We start from the raw sequence: 18,855 nt of genomic DNA, 5'->3' as shown, positions 1-18,855 counted from the left end.
AATAGTCATAAAATAAGATACTTTAGATAAATAAAATAGGATAAGATCAAGCTCGTATGAATCTGATCTTTGGGTAATATTTTGTGTCCTTTTGGTCGTGAATTCTAAAGGTATTGATGATGATAAAAGTGGCATTGACAATGTACATCAAAACCCAAATAACTCTAACTCCATAGTAACCAATGTTGAAAGAGATTGCCTCTTTAAAAACGAATGAAACAAGAATACTGAGAAACATCCCTATTATTGGGATCAGAATAAATGGAATAAGGAATAGTAGTAGCACCCAGGTGATTTGAAAGTTGATCAAGTTTCTGGATACCTCGTTGATGTTTTTTACCTCGTCTTTCTTAAGTACCCAAAGAATAGCAGGGACTAGAATTCCCAGCAGGGGGAATAAAATAAAAGAAAGGGCAGAAAGGCTTAGCTTTTTAAGATAAGCGATGTCCTTTGAATGATCGGTGTCCAATAGTACTTGGGGATCTAATTTTAGCGCTTCGGCAAGTTTGGTACAGGTAGCCCCGCTGGGTTTGGAATCTCCATTTTCTATTCGTTGAATGGTTCTTAAACTCAGTCCTGCTTCATCTGCTAAAAATTCTTGAGATATTCCTTTGGAGGTTCTTAGCGCTCTTAGTTTTTGTGCTATTGTTTCTTTTGTCATGATTTTATGATTTGTATGTCTCAAAACTACTCATGCTAGGGCTGTAATGATAGTGTCGCAGTTGCGTCTAATCGGCGACATCTTTACGTCTTTATGGACATATGACAAGTTTTTGCTAAAAAATGAAGACTAATATTAATATGAATCTATTTTGTGGCCAATTTTTTGAACCTATTTAATGATTATTTAATTGATAAATATTAAATAATGATCAGTAGCAATATCAGCCCTTGTTACCTTTGCATAAAAAATTAGTTGTTCAAGAATTATTAAAATAGAAATATTACCTATGATGGAAAAACCAGTATTTAATATAGAGGAGGTAAATAAAATTATTAGAAACCGTCGCTCAATGTTTGTGGCACAATTTAAAGAAAATGATCCTGTAGAAGATAGTATCATTGAAGAAATGCTGGAAAATGCCAACTGGGCGCCTACGCATAAATTAACTGAGCCTTGGGAATTTACAGTTTTTACAGGTGAAGGGCTTAAAGAATTGGCTGATTTCCAATCTGAATGTTATAAGGAAAGAGCAGAAAGAAATGGGAATTTTAAAGAGGCAGTTTATCAAAAGCTTCAAAAAAACCCGCTGAAATGTTCTCATGTAATCTCAATAGCCATGAAGCGTGATTTGAAGGCTAATCTTCCAGAGATGGAGGAAGTAGCTTCAGTTTCTATGGCAGTGCAGAATATGTACTTGACAGCCAGTGCCCACGGATTGGCGGCCTATTGGGGAACAGGCGGGGTGACTTTTTATCCTGAAGCAAAGGAATATTTTGGATTAGGAGAGGAAGATAAGTTGATGGGATTTTTCTATGTGGCCAAGCCGAAGTTGGATGTTTGGCCAGCAGGCAGGAGAAATCCGATTGCTGAAAAAGTAAAATGGGTGAAATAAAAAAATCCCCGGTTGATATACCGGGGATTTTTTTATTTGTCTATGGAACCCATTACACGCTTCATAAAAGCATTCATGGCTTCTTTTTTATCCATGCCATCTTTGATCATGGTGTTTACTTCTAATGTACCATAAAGGTTGGAGAGTAATTCACCCATAACTTCCAATTCCTCATCCTTCAGTGAAGGGATTTCGGTCATTGATTCAAGTAGTTCTATGGATTCATTCACCCAATCCTCATCGTTTTCCTCGATAAAACCGAGTACATGCTTAATTATTGGCAATCTCATCTATCAAAGCTTTAAGGTTATCTTCTTTATTTGTTTGCGTTTGGTTAACCAATTTACCGTCTTTGAAAGTGGCAAAAGTTGGTAGGTTGGTTACCTCCGCCAATTTTCTTGATTCAGGAAGTTTTTCAGCATCTACATACAAAAAAGTGATTCCTTCATAGCTACCAGAAAGTCTTTTCATTTTTGGCTTCATGATACGGCAGTTACCACACCATGTTGCACCATACTGTACAATCACTTTTTCATTTTGTGAAACTACTTCCTGAAGGTTGTCTTGTTCTAATTCCTGTAACATATTCTTGTTCGTTTATGTGTTGCTTATTGATGAAACAAAAGTAGTATCAATTAAATTACTAAACCAATTGAAAAAATCTATAGGCCATAGAGTTTCTTAATACAGTTCCTCTTTTATAAATGGTATCAAAGCTAAAACGACTGCTTGGTAATAATATTCTTTTCTATTGATGGTTCCATTGGTTAAAATTCCAACAGCACCATTTCCTTGTTTGGAGTTTTCCCTTTGAAAGACCTGGTCATCAGCTTCTCCAAGCTCCATTCCATCATTTACCAGCTTACTGATCGCTTCAGGCAAGATGAAAGTTGCCGTTCTGGATTTTCCTTCTTTTCCATTTTTGTCTAAAATAACTATCCAGGCAAAGGCTTCCAGGTCGTTTTCCATCTTGGCTACTCCACCTTCAATGCCCACCCAATAATCTGCTTCAGGAAATGCACTTTTGGCATTTTTTGCCCTATTATGGGCTCCTTTATAGGTTTCTTCATCACCAATGGGTTGATCGCTGACTTCTGAATCAACATTGAGGCCTTGAACCACAAAATAGGATTGTTCAAAAGCATGGGCAAAACCACTTTCTGTACAATTGATCTTTACGGGATTATTGCTGCCCACAACGACCAATTGTTGGCGGTCTCGCCTTTGAATATTTTTTCTTTTAGGAAATGCCATTAAATAGCTTTGATTAAAAATAAAAAAGCCTTTGGCGTATAACCAAAGGCATTAGGGATTGTTTCATTAATTATGAAATATTATGATAGACATTGTTGACATCATCGTCCTCTTCCATTCTTTCTATCATCTTATTGACTTCTTCTTCCTGCTCTTCTGTTAGGTCAACCGTTGTGGTTGGGAAGCGCTGGAATTCTGCACTGGTAACTTCTATATTACGGTCTTCCAAAGCTTTTTGCATATTGCCAAATTCCTCAAAGGCAGTATAAATGAATATTTCGCCCTCATTTTCATCAATATCCTCCAAACCAAAATCTATCAAATCAAGCTCGAGCTCTTCAAGGTCATGTTCATCTTTAGGGAATCTAAATACAGCTTTATGGTCAAACATAAAACTAACCGAACCTGAAGTACCCAATGATCCGCCTCCTTTAGTGAAGTAATGCCTAACATTGGCTACAGTACGGTTGATATTATCGGTTGAAGTTTCTAATAAAATAGCCACGCCATGCGGTGCAAAGCCTTCATATACTACTTCTTCGTAATTGCTCTGGTCTTTATTGCTGGCCCTTTTAATGGCAGCTTCGATACGGTCTTTGGGCATGGCTGCGCCCTTGGCATTTTGCATGACCGTCCTTAGCTTAGGGTTATTGTCAGGGTCAGGCCCCCCAGCTTTTACGGCTATAACTATTTCTTTGCCCAAGCGGGTAAAAACCTTGGACATTTTACTCCAACGCTTGAACTTTCTTTCTTTTCTAAATTCGAATGCTCTTCCCATATCATTTTAATTTCAGGTTTGTAAAAATAATAAATCTTTTGAATTGGCTCATCATAACTGGCTAAACAAGTACTTTTCAAGTTTATGCTTTTTATATTTGTTATGGCAATATTAACGGACTTGCTTCAACAAATTATAGACTTAACCCTAGCAGCTATGCCAGAGACTATAAATTACCCCATTCCAAATCTCCCTGTATCCAACCGACCTAAATTGGTCATTTTAGGGGGAGGTTTTGCTGGACTCAAATTGGCCAGAAAGATGGTCAATTCTGAATATCAGGTGATCCTTCTGGACAAGAATAATTATCATCAGTTTCAGCCTTTATTTTACCAAGTTGCTACAGCAGCATTAGAGCCGAGTGCCATTTCCTTTCCTTTGCGTAAGATATTTCACCATACTCCCAATGTTACCTTCAGGATGGCAGAAGCCTTGGAGTTGGACCAAAATAGTAAAAGATTGTATACCAATGTAGGGTATATCGATTTTGATTATTTGGTTTTGGCCATGGGAGCAGATACGAATTATTTTGGAATGAAGAATATCATGGAGCACAGTACGCCCATGAAAACTGTTTCTGAAGCTCTTTACATTAGGAACCGTATCATCTCCAATTATGAAAAGGCCATCAATATTGCTGATGTGGAAAAGAGAAAATCCATGATGAATGTAGTCATTGTAGGTGGTGGACCAACAGGAGTAGAGCTGGCCGGAGCTATTGCAGAGCTGAGAAACAATGTTTTTCCCAAGGATTATCCTGAATTGAATTTTCAGAATATGAGAGTTGTGCTGGCCGAAGCAGGACCAAAACTGTTAGCGGGTATGTCGACCGAGGCCAGTGATAAGGCAGTGATATATCTGGACAAGTTGGGGGTGGAAATCATGGTCAATGCGGTTGTGGAGGATTATGATGGGCTCACCATTAAGATCAAAGATCATGAAAGCTTGGAGACCCGAACCTTGCTTTGGGCAGCAGGTGTCAAGCCTAACCATATTAAAGGGCTTAGAAAAGAGCAGATGATTCCCAATGGACGATTGAAAGTGGATGAATTCAATGCATTAGTCGATACGGAAGGAATTTATGTTGTTGGGGATTTGTGTATACAGACTGATGAAGATTATCCTCGAGGTCATCCTCAGGTTGCACAGGTAGCTATTCAGCAGGCGGATAATTTGGCTAATAATTTAAAAGCAATAGCTGATAACCGTAGCATAAAGAAATTTAAGTACAAAGATCTTGGATCTATGGCCACTGTAGGAAGGAGCTTGGCTGTAGTGGATCTACCATTTGTTAAGTTTCAAGGATTCATTGCTTGGATTACTTGGCTTTTTGTCCATCTCATGGCCATTGTTGGAGTAAAAAACAGAATATTTATTTTCTTAGACTGGGCTTGGAACTATCTCTCTTTTGATCCAGCTCTAAGACTTTTGATTAGGCCAAGATATGTGAAGCCCAAAGAGAAAGAGGAGTTGGTTGAAGACAAATAATAAGATAATTTGAGAGGAATTTATAATATCTCATTTATGTTTTTTAACATTTGATTTACTATTTAATACAGTTTATGTTCATTTCTGTTTAAAATGTAACTTATATAGGTGTTGGGTAGTTTTATGCTTTTTGCACCTTTTAGAATAGTTTCGAGGTATTCCTTTTCAGGAAAAATTCTGGATATATTTTGTGGGGAAATGAATGTGAAAGCATTTGCTTCCCCACTTTTTGTATGTACATCCAATGCTTTGAAATCATAGCGCTGCTCTGATTTTAGAAAATGCTCAATGTCCTCTTGGTGGAGTTGGTATAGGGCTCCATAAACAGTTTCATTTGGACTTTTGAGGATATTGGCTCTGGCAGTTCCATTTGGGTTTTTATGGTTGAACCGGAATCCATAACCCTTGAGAACACCTATTCCCATATATTTCGAAGGATGAATGAGGCGACTATCCAGTGTGGACTGGTCTAGGTTGCTAGCATACCCAAAATAAAGAAGTGTGGACATATTGAGCTTTGTTTTGATCCAATCTACTGAAAAATGCTTAAAATTAGAAAGGAAGGGAAGATCGAAAAAGTCACAGTTTAGCTATACCAAAGCCTTTATGTGGAAATCAAGAAAATAGATGAGCAAGAAACCCAGTATATAAAATATTAGATCTTTATAATTAAAAGTTCCAATTATTCCTGGAACCACCAGACAGAATAGTTCTTGAGATAAATATATGGTAAGAATGAGCAGGGCACTTTTCAAGGAAGAGGATTGACTTTTTGCAGGCTTGTTAAAAAATAGGTATACTATAAGTAATGAAACCAAACCAGGGCCGCTATCAGCTAATCCTAAGTCATTACACTAATTCTTTCTATGATAAGGCCGATAATGGCTCACAAGCAAATAGCCAAAGATGAAGGGGAAACAATTTTAGTGTAATGATTAGATCTTAGCATTTATGGCTTCGTCTACAAAAAAACAGGCTATAATATAATAGCTAGAAATGCAAGCGTATTCACTGAGGCATGTAATTTTATCGCGTTGAAAATACCGTACTTTATTCTGAATCTCCCAAAAAGATACCCTGAGAACATAAAGCCTAAAACAGAAATTACTTTGAAGGAAATGGTTTCACTAGTATAATAAATGCCGATGTGAAATAAACCGAATATAACGCTGCTTATTATTAAAAATGAATGTTGCTCGAGGAATCCCATTTTGGGAATGGGGATCGACTTAATAAATTGGTCTAATAATAAATATAGTATGACGACCAGAATGAGTTGTAGTGCATAATCAACGAAAATATTCATACTGGTAAAGTAATTGAGGATTTTGAAGAAGGCTACTGAAATGAAAAATGCTATTCCAATATTTAAATTTATTGGATTCTGCACAAGAAATAACCTAAACGCCAATTCTTCAAAAACTGGGGCCAAAATTATAAGAAGGAGGAAAAGGTTGAATACAAAACTAAGGGTGATTTCATCGTGCTGAAATGGATTTAAGCGCTCAAGGTAGCCCAATTCAAGTAGTTTCTTATTCAGCAAAAATGCTAAAATCTGAATTAAAAAGTTGATCAGGAGATACTGGAAAAGTTTTTTATACATTCTTGATTTTAATCAAATAATACAAAAGGTGTAAGACTAATTCTCACACCTTTACAATCCATTTTCATCTTACAAGTGATCTTGCTGTTCCTGCTGCCTCAGATATGTTTTCAGCGAGCCAATCAGCAAAATTACACACATTGGCAGTCATGGCTCCTAAAAAGTAACCTACTTTTTGCCCCGCTTGATAAGAGCTTTGGGATCCTCCATTTATTTTAATTAATTCAGTTTTTGACAAATTTTTTAACATAACATCATCCATTATAGTTGTTTCTAAATCCATTTCCAAATTGGTCTCCAATTCCTCTAAAGAAATCAATAGTATCTTCCATTCCTTGACAAAACACAGCAGCAAAATTTTTACTAAAGAAATCAGTATTTGGAATATAACCATTATTCCCTCCGTCAATATGAATTTTTTCTAAGTGGGTTAATTCTCTTACATTTTCCATAATTTATTCTATTGAAATTTTTCCAATCTTTTTTGGGCAGTGGAATTTCCCGATCGTGGCCATTAAGGATTTAGCTAGCATTGTCAATTTGACCAGTCATGAGGCCAAGATAAAATAGTTCCGTCTAATCTTTTGGACGCTGAAAAGTTTACTCGTCATAAATTGGGCTGTCAGATTCATTTTTTTAAAATGTTGAGTGTTGTTTTTTCCACTAGAATAATAGGGGTTTAGAATTTCAATAGAGGAATTATTAAAATTTTTGTTAAAAAGTTATAGCTCCTTTAAACCTCGGATAGGAATAATGGTCAAAGGGATATAAACAAAAAATATGATGATCATGAAAAGAATAATGTTTTTATTGGTGATTTTAACTGTCACAGTTTTACAATCAGAGGCGCAACAAAGAAGAGAGCGAGGTAATATGGATCCAGAGAAAATGGCTGAGAGGGTTACTGAGCATATGGACAAGGAACTAGCACTTAGTGATGATCAAAAGAAAGAGGTTTATGCGCTTTTTCTGGAGTCCTCAAAAAAACGAGAGGAAATGAGAAACCAAGAGAAAAAAGAACGCGAAGCTGCCCGTGAAAAGATGAAAGCCGATAGAGACGCCCATCAGACAAAATTAAAGGAGATTTTATCTGAAGAGCAATTTATCAAATGGGAAGAAATTCAAAAGAAAAATCGTGAAAGGATGCGTGAGCGAGGAGGGGATAGGTTAAGGAGAGGGAATGGTGTTCAGTAAATAAAAAAAAAATAATTTCTTGCGTGTATTGACAAATTTTGGTTCATTTATCTTAGAAGATCTTTATAGATCTTCTTTTTTATTTTTGGCAGATGATTTGATTATATAAAATAAAATAAATTATGTAGCACACCCAAGTATAACATGAAGACCATGAATGAACATGCAATAATTATTTTTCAGGAAAACCCTGTGCCCGGAAAGGTAAAGACCAGACTGGGTGAGGTCATAGGAAGTGAAAAAGCGGTGGAAGTGTATGAATATTTACTCCACCATACCCACGAACTGGTAAGGGATTATCCAGCAGATGTGTTTGTCTATTTCCTTGATAATGTAAATGAAGATTATCTCTTAAATGATCAATATCACCTTGGTTTGCAAGGAAAGGGGCTTTTGGGAGAGAGGATGCAACAGGCATTTGTTGATGTCCTAGGCAAGGGATATGAGAAAGCCCTGTTTATACGGGTGGCAGGCACTATGGAGCTTTCCAATGATATTTTGGATGAGGCTTTTGAGGCACTGAGTTATCAGGATTTGGTAGTAGGACCTGCCCATGACGGTACTATTTATCTATTGGGGATGACAAAAGTACATGATAAGGTGTTTGATCAGAATGATTGGAAATCAGATAGTCTTATTGTTGACCTGACTCAGGAAGCCAAAGATATGGGACTGGAAATGCACAAACTTCCTCAGCTCTATGAGGTAGAGCAATACGAAGACCTGAAAAGCTTGAAAGGGCTTTTGAATATTCATTAAGGATATAGCAAGGAAACAACAAAGGTGTGGTTTAACGATGTGCCCCCAAAAAGTTAGGCACTTATTGGGGCTGTTTTTATGCTAAAAAAACAGCTTTAGAAGCTTCATAGGGACCAAAGGATAAGAGTCGAGGGGAACGCAGCTGGTAGTCATGGAATGTATATTTTGAGGTTTAGGGAGTCTTTACCTCACTGTGGAGACACAATTTCCGTTAAAGCTGTATTCTATAGGATAGATCATTCAAAAAAAACTCCCTGCCGAGACAGGGAGTTTTCATCGAATTAACAAACTTGTTAAATAAAACTAAACTACTGTTATTCACAGAATTCAGCGTCTTCTACGTTCTCAAAGAAAGAACGATCTTTTCTTGGTAAGTTAGATTTACCCATTAGGAATTCATCCACCTTTACAGCTGACTCCCTTCCTTCAGAAATTGCCCATACTACTAGAGACTGTCCTCTTCGCATGTCACCTGCTAGGAAAACTTTCTGGTTAGTACTTTGATATTCTTTGGATTTAGGAAGTGAATTTTCCATTGCCTCTACACCGAATGCATCAAGCAGACCATTTTGCTTAGGACCAGTATATCCGATGGCCAATAATGCAAGGTCACAAGGAACGGTTCTCTCAGTACCTTCAATTTCGAAGAACTGCATTCTACCATTTTCCTCTTTCCATTCGATGTCCACCAAGGTAAGACCGGTAACTTGGCCTTGTTCATCTTTCGTGAACTCTTTGGTCAATACCGACCAAACCCTATCAGCCCCTTCTTCATGAGAGCTAGAAGTTTTAAGGGTCATTGGCCATTCTGGCCAAGGATTCAAGTGAGCACGTTGCTTTGGAGGTTTAGGCAATAATTCCAACTGAGTAACAGAAGCAGCACCGTGACGGTTTGAAGTACCGATACAGTCACTTCCTGTATCACCACCACCAATTACGATTACATGCTTACCTTTAGCGGAAATAGGGTTTGGAGTATCTCTTTCTCCACTAACCACTTTATTTTGTTCTCCAAGGAATTCCATGGCGAAGTGAACGCCATTGGCTTCTCTTCCTTTGATTTTAAGATCTCTTGGCTCTTGAGCACCAGTGGAAAGTACTACTGCATCAAAGTCTTTAAGGATACTTTCTGCTTTTGTAGTATCGATTTCAGTGCCAGTAGCGAAGATTACACCTTCATCTTCCATCAGCTTAACACGACGGTCGATCACCCATTTCTCCATTTTGAAATCAGGGATACCATATCTAAGTAGCCCACCTACTTTTTGGTCTTTCTCAAATAAGGTTACTTCATGACCAGCCTGGTTTAATTGGTCAGTAGCTGCAAGTCCTGCTGGACCTGCACCGATAACTGCCACTTTTTTGCCTGTTCTGGTTTCTGGGGATTTTGGAGTGGCTAGGCCCAATTCATAGGCTTTCTCTGCTATATTTTTCTCAATCAATTCAATGGCAACAGGATCCTTGTTGATACCTAGCACACAGCTGGCCTCACAAGGTGCAGGACAGATCCTTCCTGTGAATTCAGGGAAGTTATTGGTACCCCTTAGGATGTCAAAAGCTTCACCCCATTCTTTACGGTAAACTGCGTCATTGAATTCAGGGATTACATTTCCCAGTGGGCATCCCTGATGACAAAAAGGGATACCACAGTCCATGCATCTTGCAGCCTGATTATTTAGTTTTTCAGGGGCAATAGGATGATGGATATCATTATAATCACCAACCCTTTCTTTCGGGTCTCTATTGTCTTCTAACTCTCTTTTATATTTAAGGAATCCGTCTTTCGCTCCCATCTTACACTAAAGTTTTTGATTGTTCTTCTTGTTTTAACGCTCTTTGCTTAAGTACAGCTTTGTAATCTCTTGGCATTACCTTGATGAATTGCTCCTTCTCGGTATCCCAGTTTTCTAGGAATTTAGCCGCCAAGCTACTGTTGGTGTACTTAAGGTGAAGTTCGAGTTCTTTCTTGATGATATCGAAATCTTCTTTTTCCAATGGATCCAAATCGACCATTTCCTGGTTGATATGTTTCACATTGTCCTTGAGTAAGTAGGCGATACCACCGCTCATACCTGCTGCAAAGTTTCTTCCGATTTCACCAAGGTTGATCACCTGACCACCGGTCATGTATTCACAACCGTGATCTCCGATACCTTCTACTACTGTTTTCACGCCTGAGTTTCTTACGCAGAAACGTTCTCCACCCTTACCGTTTATGTAAGCGTGTCCAGAAGTGGCACCATAGAAGGCTACGTTACCGATGATGATGTTTTCCTCAGCTTTGAAGTTTGCGTTTCTGCTAGGATAGATCACCAACTGACCACCTGAAAGGCCTTTACCAAAATAGTCATTGGCTTCACCTTCTAACTCGAATGTTACTCCTTTGGTCAGGAATAAGCCGAAACTTTGTCCTGCCGAACCCATAAACTTATAGTGGATAGTGTCATCCGGTAAACCTGGGCTTCCATAAATCTTAGAGATTTCGTTGGAAAGCATGGCACCTACCGAACGGTCTATGTTTTTAATTTGGAAATTCTCCTTAACAGGATTGGCTTGCTCAAGTGCTGGAAGGGCAGCTTTGATCAGCTTTCTGTCCAATACTTTCTTCAATTTGAAATCCTGGTCGATTTGCTTGTAGATACCTACATGCTCTGGAACTTCGACCATATGGAAGATTGGGCTTAGGTCTAGTTTATCCCACTTCCAGTGATTCAAATGTCCTGTAGATTTCAATACGTTAGACTGACCAACCATTTCGTTGACCGTTCTGAAACCTAGGGAAGCCATGATCTCTCTCAAATCTTCAGCAAGGAACTTGAAGAAGTTTACGACGTGATCAGGATTACCTGTAAATAGTTTTCTTAATTCAGGGTTTTGGGTAGCAATACCTACTGGACAGGTGTTCAAGTGACATTTTCTCATCATGATACATCCTTCCACTACCAATGCTGCAGTAGAGATACCCCATTCTTCAGCACCTAAAAGGGCTGCAATGGCCAAATCCTTACCCGTTCTTACCTGACCGTCAGTTTGTAGGGTTACTCGACTTCTTAGGTTGTTTTTCACCAAGGTTTGGTGAGCTTCAGCCAAACCAAGTTCCCAAGGTAAACCTGCGTGTCTGATAGAACTCAATGGAGAAGCACCAGTACCACCGTCAGCACCTGAAATCAAGATAACATCAGATTGTGCTTTGGCTACCCCAGCAGCTACTGTACCTACACCAGCTTGAGAAACCAGTTTTACGTTTATACGGGCTTTTCTGTTGGCATTTTTCAAGTCATAGATCAACTGAGCCAAATCCTCAATAGAGTAAATATCGTGGTGAGGAGGAGGAGAGATAAGTCCTACACCAGGAGTAGAGTGTCTTACACGTCCGATCCAGTCATCCACTTTGTGACCTGGAAGCTGTCCACCTTCACCAGGTTTCGCTCCCTGAGCCATTTTAATTTGCAATTCTTCGGCATTGGTTAGGTAGTTACTGGTTACACCAAATCTACCGGAAGCCACCTGCTTGATAGCTGATCTTTCCCAATCACCATTTTCTTTTCTTTCGAAACGGATTTCATCTTCTCCACCCTCACCACTATTGGATTTTGCACCAATACGGTTCATGGCAATAGCCAAGGTAGAGTGTGCCTCGTGAGAAATAGAACCGAATGACATGGCACCCGTAGCGAAACGCTTCATGATTGCTTCAGCTGGCTCTACTTCCTCGATAGGAATAGAAATTCTTTTCTTGAACTCAAATAATCCCCTGATGGTAAGGGCATCTTTGGTTTGATTATTTACTTTCTCAGCAAACTTTTTGTACAATGTGTAGTCATTGTTTGCTGTGGATTTTTGTAACAAATGGATGGTTTCAGGATTGAAAAGGTGTTTTTCACCTCTTCTCTTCCACTGATAAACTCCACCGGTTTCTAATCTTGGACTTTCAGATCCATAAGCTGCGTTATGTCTGGTAAGTACCTCCTCTGCCAATTCGTCAAAGGAAACGCCACTGATTCTACTGATAGTCCCTTTGAAACATCTTTCGATTACTTCTGGGCCCAAACCAACTGCCTCGAAAATCTGGGCACTTTGGTAAGACTGAAGGGTACTGATCCCCATTTTAGAAAGGACTTTCAATAAGCCTTTTCCAATGGCATCCTGATAGTTTTCAAAAAGCTCTTTCTCTTCGAATTTCTTGGAAAGCTGTTCGGTTTCATTAAGGTGAACAAGTGTTTCAAGTGCCAAATAAGGATTGACTGCACTGGCACCATAACCAACAGCAGTGGCAAAGTGGTGCGTTTCTCTGATATCACCCGCTTCAGCAATAATACCTACTTTGGTTCTTAATTTCATATTCACCAGGTGATGATGAACACCACCAATGGCCAATAATGAAGGTATTGGCGCAACACCTTCATAGGTGTTTCTATCGGAAATGATCAGGACATTATAGCCTTCGTGGATAGCATCAACGGCTTCTTGACAAAGGGTGTCCAATGCTTCCAGCATTCTGCCGGGTTTATGGTCAGCTTTGAAATGAGCAAAAAGTGTTTTTGATTTATATCCTTTCTTCTCTAAATTTTTGATTTTTTCCAAATCCTCATTCAACAATACCGGCTGGGAAATATGAATCTGTCTGGTGTGTTGAGGGCTTTCTTCAAGGATATTATAACCTTCACCGATTCTGGTGAATAAAGACATCACCAATCTTTCCCTGATAGGATCAATAGGCGGGTTACTTACTTGGGCAAATAGCTGCTTGAAGTAATTGGAAATATGTTGGCTTTGCTTGGAAAGGACAGCTGGAGGCGTATCAGCCCCCATCGAACCAAGTGGTTCATATGCGGTGTCTCCCATTGGAGCCAAGATAGTGTTGACATCTTCAGTCGTATAACCAAAGACAGTTTGTCTTTCTTTGATGTTTTGGGTGTTGTAAGGTTGAGAAAGTACCTTAGGAGTAGGCATCAGTCTCAGTTTAAGCCTTTCTTTTCTTACCCAAGTGTCATAAGGTTTGTTTTCACAAACTTCTGCTTTAACTTCCTCATCGAACATCACTTTGCCTTTTTCAAGGTCAGCCATGATCATCCTTCCTGGGCTAATTCTACCTTTTTCAGTTACAGTGGCTTCCCTGATAGGTAAAGCACCTGCTTCAGAAGAAAGAATCAATCTATCATCAGAAGTAGTGAAATAACGAAGTGGTCTTAAACCATTTCTATCCAAAGTAGCACCTAATGACTTTCCATCTGTGAACAATAAGGCTGCAGGACCATCCCATGGCTCCATCAATGCGGCGTGGAACTTATAGAATGCCTTCTTGGCCTTGTCCATAGATTTATTGTCCTGCCAAGCTTCCGGTACCAACATCATCATTACATGTGGTAAGGATCTTCCGCTAAGGGTCAACAATTCCACCATTGCATCCAGGTTAGCTGAATCCGAATAAGTAGAATTGGTGATTGGCATTAATTTATCTAATTCTTCATCATTGAATAGTTCAGATTTCATCAAAGCTTCCTTGGAACGCATCTTGTTCAGGTTACCTCTGATGGTGTTGATTTCACCATTGTGGGATAGGTACCTGAATGGCTGTGCCAATCTCCAGTTAGGGAATGTATTGGTAGAGAACCTTGAGTGAACTAATGCAAGTGCAGAAGTGATTTTATTGTTTTGAAGATCTTTATAGAAGGCAAGTACTTGGTCTGTTCTCAACTGTCCTTTATAGATAAGGGTGTTGGAACTGAAACTTGCAAAATAGAATGATCTGTTAACTCCTGGGACGGTTGAGTTGATCACCTTTGTGGCATAGTTTCTTAGTACATAAAGCTTTCTTTCTAGTGCTTTGCCCACTAGACCTTCTTTATGTTTTACAAAAAGCTGCTCAATATTTGGCATTACTTCTAAAGCGCCTGAGCCTGGCACAGTTTCATCCACAGGGACTTCTCTGTATCCGATAAGCTCAAAATCCATTTCTTCCAGGATTTTATTGAGCAGTATTTTTGATTTTTTATGTAGTTGTTTGTTCTTAGGAAAAAATGTCATGCCCACTCCATAGCTACCCTCTTCAGGTAGTTCGAAGCCAGCACGGTGAGTCACCTCCTTCATAAAATCATGTGGTACCTGAATCAAAATACCCGCTCCATCACCTGTTTTAGGATCACTGCCTCTTCCTCCTCTATGCTCCATATTGCTCAGCATAAAGAGCGCATCACTTATCGTCTCGTGGCTTTTGTTGCCCTTCACATTGACCACAGCGCCTATCCCACAGGCGTCGTGCTCAAACTGTGAATGGTATAATCCTTCATTCATAGTTAGTGTTATTTAAATAGGTTTGTAAATTCGATTGAATAAATTACAAAGAATTTTTCTTTTTTTAAAATCTCGGCAACAAAAGAACGAAAAAAATACATTAATAACCAAATTTGCCTATGATTTTTACAATTATTAAAATAGAAATTTGGAGAGCGTTATCGCTTACTATTTGTAATTTTATGTAAGATTGTCTGAAATGAGTTAAAAATATTATCTGTTTTTTTGATAATTACGTAAAAATACTCAAAACAGGTTTGAAAAAATGAATTTCCAATTGTTTTCTTGCAAATGAAAAAATATTGGGCTAATCCATTAAGAATTCAAGTTTAATGGCAAATTTTTGAAAATATGTGAAAAATATGGTAATCCTTTAACTTGTGTACTTCTTTTAAATTGGTTTTTAATATTTGCTAGTTTTTATACGGGTATTAATCCTCATTATGGGATAAATCTCCTGTTTCTTGAGGGCTCATATAAACCTTTACTTTTTTGATTCTTTTTGCGTCTACAGCTAATATGGTGAAAGTGAATTTTTCAAATTGAATCTTAGACCCGTTGTTGGGGAGCTTCCGGTTGAGTTCCAATAATAATCCGCCAAGAGATTCGCTGTCTCCTTTTACTTCGTCAAAGGACTGTGGATCTAGTTCAAGTCTTTTGCAGAAATCGTTAAGAGAAACCTTTCCTTCAAAAACGTGGGTATTGTCATCGATTTGCTTGTACAACAAATTGTCAGCATCGTCAAATTCGTCATTGATCTCTCCAATGATTTCCTCGATTAGATCCTCCAAAGTGACAAGTCCAGAGGTTCCGCCGTATTCATCCACCACGATTGCCATGTGGACTCTTTTGTTTTGGAAGTCCTTTAGCAGGGCATCCACCTTTTTGTTTTCAGGTACAAATAATCCTTTTCTGGTAAGCGTTTGCCACTGGAAGTCTTCTTCCTTTTCTATATGTGCCAATAGATCTTTTATATAGAGTATGCCCTCTATATTGTCTATGGTCTCTTTATAAACGGGAATTCTTGAGTAACCACTTTTGTTGATTTTGTCCATGAGTTCATGGAAGTCCATTTCTACGTCTACAGCGGTGATGTCCATTCTTGAGCACATGACCTGTTTTACTGATAAGGTGCCAAAATTTACTATGCCTTTGAAAATATCTTTTTCGCCTTCTGTGGTGTGTTCTGAGGTGATTTCTAGTGCTTGGTGAAGTTCATTTACCGAAAGGGTATAGCCTTTCCTTTCAATCCTTCTCTCAATAATATTGCTGATGGTCATCAGAAATGAAGAAAGAGGAGCTAAAGCTATGGAGAAAAAGTTTAATGATTTGGCCATGAACTTTGAGAAACTCACGCGGGCATTGTTGGCATATACTTTTGGCACTATCTCACCAAAAAAGACAATAGCAAAGGTAACTCCTACTGTTTGTATCAGGATAATGATAATGCCTGTGGCATCAGTGCCAAAAAGGTTTAATGTGAAAAAGGTGGTTAAGGTGACAATACCAATATTGATAAGATTGTTCAGGATCAATATGGTGCTTAGGAGCTTTTGAGGAGCTTCTATAAGCTTAATGACTAATTCTGAGTTTTCTTCTGATTCATTGTTTAACTCTCCCAGGTCATCATGGGACAGAGAAAAATAAGCCACTTCGGAACCTGAAACCAGTGCCGAAGCCATTAACAGAATTAGAAAAATGAGGCTGTTTATTATGATATAGCTAGCTGAAATCTGATTAATTTCAGCTAGCATTGACAAACTCGGGTATGGATCGTCCATTAAATGATTCAAATATTGTTATGCAAAATTAATGATTTATCCATTAGGATTCTAATCTGATCTAAATTAGAAAGGAAGATCGTCGTCTCCTTCATCTATATTGGCGTTTGAAGAAGGCATTGATGCTGCTTGTGGACTGTTTGAACTAGTCTTACTCATGGTGTTTGGATTAGCGCTAGGTTGGCTGCCACCGCCGCCACCTTCAGTATTTCTGGATCCCAGCATGGTGAAGCTGAGTACCCTGATTTTAGTTCTTTTTCTATTGTTGCCCTGTTCGTCCTGCCAAGTGTCTGATTTGATTTTTCCTTCCACAAAGATCTGACTGCCTTTTCTTAAGTATTGCTCGGCGATTTTTGCCTGTCCGTCCCAAAGTTCAAGATCGTGCCATTCGGTATTTTCTACTCGATTGCCATTTCTATCCTTATAGGCTTCCGTTGTAGCTAGGGTCAGGTTGGCTACCACACTGCCACTTTCCAAGTGCCTTACTTCTGGATCTTTACCTAGGTTGCCTACTAATATTACTTTGTTTACACCTGCCATAGTTTAATTGATAATTAATTGTTGCTTAAATGCGTATAGTTAAAATTAAGGATTATTTTTTATCGTTCAAATATCGAACAATCAGTTTTGGCTTGCCCAAAGCTTCTAGTTCTTCTGGATCTCTGAGAAGGAAGCCTTTATGTTCGGCCCAGTCCTCCAAGGCTTTTTCATAATCGCTGGAGATTTTAAACGAAACAAAGTTTGAAAAAATTTTTTGATGAGTCAGTATATGTTTATAAGTCTTTTCGCTTTCAAAGTGGATTGTAGGCTTAAATGCTTGAAGTTCATGAAACAATTTTGATTCTTCAGGATCTATTTTTTCTGGTGATTGAAATTCCTCCAAAGGAAAATCTGTCAAGCCTTCCCAGATGTCTTTTGGGCCTCTCGTTTTTGTGATGGTTTTGCCTTTACATTCTATGTCATAGTATAAAAATGCCCTTGTGCTGATCTTTACCTTATTTTTCTTGACAGGAAGTTTTTCTACCGCATTATTATTATAGGCGTAGCATCCAGCTTGTAATGGGCAGTTATTACAATCGGCTTTTTTGGGCGTGCACTGGAGGGCACCGAATTCCATGATGGCTTGATTGTATTCATCGGGATGTTCTGATGAAATGGCTTTATTGGCCAAAGCTTGGAAGACTTTTTTGCCTTCATTGCTGCTGATATCTGTTTCTATTCCAAAGTATCTGCTGAGTACGCGAAAGACATTTCCATCCACTACTGCTACTTTTTCTTTGAAGGCAAAAGAAGCAATTGCTGCAGCGGTGTATTGACCTATTCCTTGTAGCTTAAGAAGGTTTTTATAGTCTCGGGGGAATTGTCCCGAGTGGTTTTCCACTACCTGTTTTGCACATTTATGGAGGTTTCTTGCCCGGCTGTAATAGCCTAAGCCTTGCCAAAGCCTTAAAATTTCTTCCTGGGGACTGGCGGCCAAATCCTCTACATTGGGATAATTTTCAATGAATTTTTGGAAATATGGCAAGCCTTGCGCTACCCTTGTTTGTTGAAGAATTATTTCTGAAAGCCAAATGATGTATGGGTTTTGGGTGTTTCTCCAAGGCAGATCTCTTTTATTTTCTGGATACCATTGGAGCAGTTTTTTGGAAAAATGGTTGAAATTCAAAGCTTTTGAAATTTTTTCTGGAATCTTTTCGTTGAACAAAAGACGCTAATTTTCTTCATTTTGTTTTTATATTGAAAAGCATCATTTAAATTTGCAGTCCCAAAATTAGTTGGTTAATAGATTGTTAAGCAATTTAATCAAATTAAAATTTAAATACAGTGACTAAAGCAGAGGTAATTACCAAGATTTCGGACAAGACAGGAATTCAGAAGGACGATGTGACTCAAACCATTGAAGCGTTTTTCAAGGTGGTGAAAGATTCCATGTCTGAGGGAGAGAATATTTATGTGAGAGGTTTCGGTAGCTTCATCAATAAGAAGCGTGCTAAGAAAATCGCCAGAAACATTTCAAAAAACACTGCTATCGTGATCGATGAGCACTATGTTCCGGCTTTCAAGCCATCAAAAGTCTTCATTGACAAAATCAAGAACAGCAAAAAAGTTAAAGAAGTAGCTTTCCAAGATTAATCCTTAGAAGTTTCT

General features: G+C 38.5%; 18 protein-coding genes. 5 read left to right on the top strand and 13 right to left on the bottom strand.

Annotated elements, in window-relative coordinates; translation table 11 throughout:
- Positions 1-46: 46 nt before the first annotated feature.
- Positions 47-661 carry a helix-turn-helix domain-containing protein gene (locus tag H7U17_RS12505; protein WP_186757074.1) on the bottom strand — a complete coding sequence of 205 codons (615 nt, stop codon included), beginning with the start codon at positions 659-661 and terminating at the stop codon, positions 47-49.
- A 292-nt stretch (positions 662-953) separates the two neighbouring features.
- Here H7U17_RS12505 and H7U17_RS12500 point away from each other — a divergent pair, with 292 nt between their 5' ends.
- Positions 954-1,556, top strand: a complete 603-nt coding sequence (locus H7U17_RS12500; protein ID WP_186757413.1) for a nitroreductase family protein — start codon at positions 954-956, stop codon at positions 1,554-1,556.
- 32 nt (positions 1,557-1,588) lie between these two features.
- Here the strand turns inward: H7U17_RS12500 and H7U17_RS12495 are convergent, their stop codons facing one another.
- The 4 genes from H7U17_RS12495 to H7U17_RS12480 form a co-directional block, all read right to left on the bottom strand.
- Positions 1,589-1,846 (bottom strand): DUF6952 family protein, encoded by a 258-nt coding sequence (locus H7U17_RS12495; RefSeq protein ID WP_186757073.1) that lies wholly within the window; start codon positions 1,844-1,846, stop codon positions 1,589-1,591.
- The gene (locus H7U17_RS12490) at positions 1,827-2,141 is read right to left on the bottom strand and encodes a thioredoxin family protein (RefSeq protein ID WP_186757072.1); all 315 of its coding nucleotides are present in this window, start codon (positions 2,139-2,141) and stop codon (positions 1,827-1,829) included. The genes H7U17_RS12495 and H7U17_RS12490 overlap by 20 nt, the downstream gene beginning before the upstream one ends.
- A 96-nt stretch (positions 2,142-2,237) precedes the next feature.
- Positions 2,238-2,810: an inosine/xanthosine triphosphatase gene (gene yjjX, locus H7U17_RS12485; protein ID WP_186757071.1), complete on the bottom strand. Its 573-nt coding sequence runs from the start codon at positions 2,808-2,810 to the stop codon at positions 2,238-2,240.
- 70 nt (positions 2,811-2,880) lie between these two features.
- Positions 2,881-3,588 (bottom strand): YebC/PmpR family DNA-binding transcriptional regulator, encoded by a 708-nt coding sequence (locus H7U17_RS12480; RefSeq protein WP_186757070.1) that lies wholly within the window; start codon positions 3,586-3,588, stop codon positions 2,881-2,883.
- Positions 3,589-3,744: 156 nt separating this feature from the next.
- Between H7U17_RS12480 and H7U17_RS12475 the strand changes: the two genes are divergently transcribed.
- A complete protein-coding gene (locus H7U17_RS12475; RefSeq protein WP_186757069.1) occupies positions 3,745-5,076 on the top strand; it encodes an NAD(P)/FAD-dependent oxidoreductase in 1,332 nt (443 codons plus the stop codon).
- A gap of 62 nt (positions 5,077-5,138) precedes the next feature.
- Here H7U17_RS12475 and H7U17_RS12470 read toward each other — a convergent pair whose 3' ends face one another.
- The 3 genes from H7U17_RS12470 to H7U17_RS12455 all read right to left on the bottom strand — a co-directional run bounded on the left by H7U17_RS12470 (position 5,139) and on the right by H7U17_RS12455 (position 7,131).
- Positions 5,139-5,585: a gamma-glutamylcyclotransferase family protein gene (locus H7U17_RS12470; RefSeq protein ID WP_186757068.1), complete on the bottom strand. Its 447-nt coding sequence runs from the start codon at positions 5,583-5,585 to the stop codon at positions 5,139-5,141.
- Positions 5,586-6,743: 1,158 nt separating this feature from the next.
- The gene (locus H7U17_RS12460) at positions 6,744-6,962 is read right to left on the bottom strand and encodes a hypothetical protein (protein WP_186757066.1); all 219 of its coding nucleotides are present in this window, start codon (positions 6,960-6,962) and stop codon (positions 6,744-6,746) included.
- The gene (locus H7U17_RS12455; RefSeq protein ID WP_186757065.1) at positions 6,934-7,131 is read right to left on the bottom strand and encodes a hypothetical protein; all 198 of its coding nucleotides are present in this window, start codon (positions 7,129-7,131) and stop codon (positions 6,934-6,936) included. The genes H7U17_RS12460 and H7U17_RS12455 overlap by 29 nt, the downstream gene beginning before the upstream one ends.
- Before the next feature lie 337 nt (positions 7,132-7,468).
- Between H7U17_RS12455 and H7U17_RS12450 the strand changes: the two genes are divergently transcribed.
- On the top strand, positions 7,469-7,873 hold the full coding sequence (locus H7U17_RS12450) for a DUF4890 domain-containing protein (RefSeq protein WP_186757064.1): 405 nt from the start codon (positions 7,469-7,471) through the stop codon (positions 7,871-7,873).
- 144 nt (positions 7,874-8,017) lie between these two features.
- Positions 8,018-8,632 carry a TIGR04282 family arsenosugar biosynthesis glycosyltransferase gene (locus tag H7U17_RS12445; RefSeq protein WP_230981401.1) on the top strand — a complete coding sequence of 205 codons (615 nt, stop codon included), beginning with the start codon at positions 8,018-8,020 and terminating at the stop codon, positions 8,630-8,632.
- A 314-nt stretch (positions 8,633-8,946) separates the two neighbouring features.
- Here H7U17_RS12445 and H7U17_RS12440 read toward each other — a convergent pair whose 3' ends face one another.
- The 5 genes from H7U17_RS12440 to mutY all read right to left on the bottom strand — a co-directional run bounded on the left by H7U17_RS12440 (position 8,947) and on the right by mutY (position 18,412).
- The gene (locus H7U17_RS12440; RefSeq protein WP_186757063.1) at positions 8,947-10,425 is read right to left on the bottom strand and encodes a glutamate synthase subunit beta; all 1,479 of its coding nucleotides are present in this window, start codon (positions 10,423-10,425) and stop codon (positions 8,947-8,949) included.
- A 1-nt stretch (position 10,426) separates the two neighbouring features.
- Positions 10,427-14,926 (bottom strand): glutamate synthase large subunit, encoded by a 4,500-nt coding sequence (gene gltB, locus H7U17_RS12435; protein WP_186757062.1) that lies wholly within the window; start codon positions 14,924-14,926, stop codon positions 10,427-10,429.
- Positions 14,927-15,357: 431 nt separating this feature from the next.
- Entirely contained in the window at positions 15,358-16,707 is a 1,350-nt protein-coding gene (gldE, locus tag H7U17_RS12430) for a gliding motility-associated protein GldE (protein ID WP_186757061.1), read from the bottom strand.
- Between the two features lie 66 nt (positions 16,708-16,773).
- A complete protein-coding gene (locus tag H7U17_RS12425) occupies positions 16,774-17,247 on the bottom strand; it encodes a single-stranded DNA-binding protein (protein WP_186757060.1) in 474 nt (157 codons plus the stop codon).
- Positions 17,248-17,299: 52 nt separating this feature from the next.
- The gene (gene mutY / locus H7U17_RS12420; protein ID WP_230981400.1) at positions 17,300-18,412 is read right to left on the bottom strand and encodes an A/G-specific adenine glycosylase; all 1,113 of its coding nucleotides are present in this window, start codon (positions 18,410-18,412) and stop codon (positions 17,300-17,302) included.
- A 119-nt stretch (positions 18,413-18,531) separates the two neighbouring features.
- On the opposite strand from mutY, the gene H7U17_RS12415 reads away from it, so the two are divergent.
- Positions 18,532-18,840 carry an HU family DNA-binding protein gene (locus tag H7U17_RS12415; protein ID WP_112784269.1) on the top strand — a complete coding sequence of 103 codons (309 nt, stop codon included), beginning with the start codon at positions 18,532-18,534 and terminating at the stop codon, positions 18,838-18,840.
- Positions 18,841-18,855: the final 15 nt, after the last annotated feature.

The organism is Echinicola salinicaeni, assembly GCF_014280965.1.
In the GTDB taxonomy this organism is placed as follows: Bacteria; Bacteroidota; Bacteroidia; order Cytophagales; family Cyclobacteriaceae; genus Echinicola; species Echinicola salinicaeni.
The sequence above is the reverse complement of the archived record's forward strand: the minus strand, read 5'-3'. Positions and strand labels throughout refer to the sequence as shown.

What these genes read in the sequence shown, in the direction of transcription:
- H7U17_RS12440 (WP_186757063.1), bottom strand. Translation starts at nt 10,425, where the DNA reads ATGGGAGCGAAAGACGGATTCCTTAAATATAAAAGAGAGTTAGAAGAC.
- H7U17_RS12490 (WP_186757072.1), bottom strand. Translation starts at nt 2,141, where the DNA reads ATGTTACAGGAATTAGAACAAGACAACCTTCAGGAAGTAGTTTCACAA.
- H7U17_RS12505 (WP_186757074.1), bottom strand. Translation starts at nt 661, where the DNA reads ATGACAAAAGAAACAATAGCACAAAAACTAAGAGCGCTAAGAACCTCC.
- H7U17_RS12460 (WP_186757066.1), bottom strand. Translation starts at nt 6,962, where the DNA reads ATGGATTTAGAAACAACTATAATGGATGATGTTATGTTAAAAAATTTG.
- H7U17_RS12425 (WP_186757060.1), bottom strand. Translation starts at nt 17,247, where the DNA reads ATGGCAGGTGTAAACAAAGTAATATTAGTAGGCAACCTAGGTAAAGAT.
- H7U17_RS12470 (WP_186757068.1), bottom strand. Translation starts at nt 5,585, where the DNA reads ATGTCCACACTTCTTTATTTTGGGTATGCTAGCAACCTAGACCAGTCC.
- H7U17_RS12475 (WP_186757069.1), top strand. Translation starts at nt 3,745, where the DNA reads ATGCCAGAGACTATAAATTACCCCATTCCAAATCTCCCTGTATCCAAC.
- gltB (WP_186757062.1), bottom strand. Translation starts at nt 14,926, where the DNA reads ATGAATGAAGGATTATACCATTCACAGTTTGAGCACGACGCCTGTGGG.
- H7U17_RS12495 (WP_186757073.1), bottom strand. Translation starts at nt 1,846, where the DNA reads ATGAGATTGCCAATAATTAAGCATGTACTCGGTTTTATCGAGGAAAAC.
- H7U17_RS12450 (WP_186757064.1), top strand. Translation starts at nt 7,469, where the DNA reads ATGAAAAGAATAATGTTTTTATTGGTGATTTTAACTGTCACAGTTTTA.
- H7U17_RS12445 (WP_230981401.1), top strand. Translation starts at nt 8,018, where the DNA reads ATGAAGACCATGAATGAACATGCAATAATTATTTTTCAGGAAAACCCT.
- H7U17_RS12500 (WP_186757413.1), top strand. Translation starts at nt 954, where the DNA reads ATGGAAAAACCAGTATTTAATATAGAGGAGGTAAATAAAATTATTAGA.
- yjjX (WP_186757071.1), bottom strand. Translation starts at nt 2,810, where the DNA reads ATGGCATTTCCTAAAAGAAAAAATATTCAAAGGCGAGACCGCCAACAA.
- H7U17_RS12455 (WP_186757065.1), bottom strand. Translation starts at nt 7,131, where the DNA reads ATGGAAAATGTAAGAGAATTAACCCACTTAGAAAAAATTCATATTGAC.
- gldE (WP_186757061.1), bottom strand. Translation starts at nt 16,707, where the DNA reads ATGGACGATCCATACCCGAGTTTGTCAATGCTAGCTGAAATTAATCAG.
- H7U17_RS12480 (WP_186757070.1), bottom strand. Translation starts at nt 3,588, where the DNA reads ATGGGAAGAGCATTCGAATTTAGAAAAGAAAGAAAGTTCAAGCGTTGG.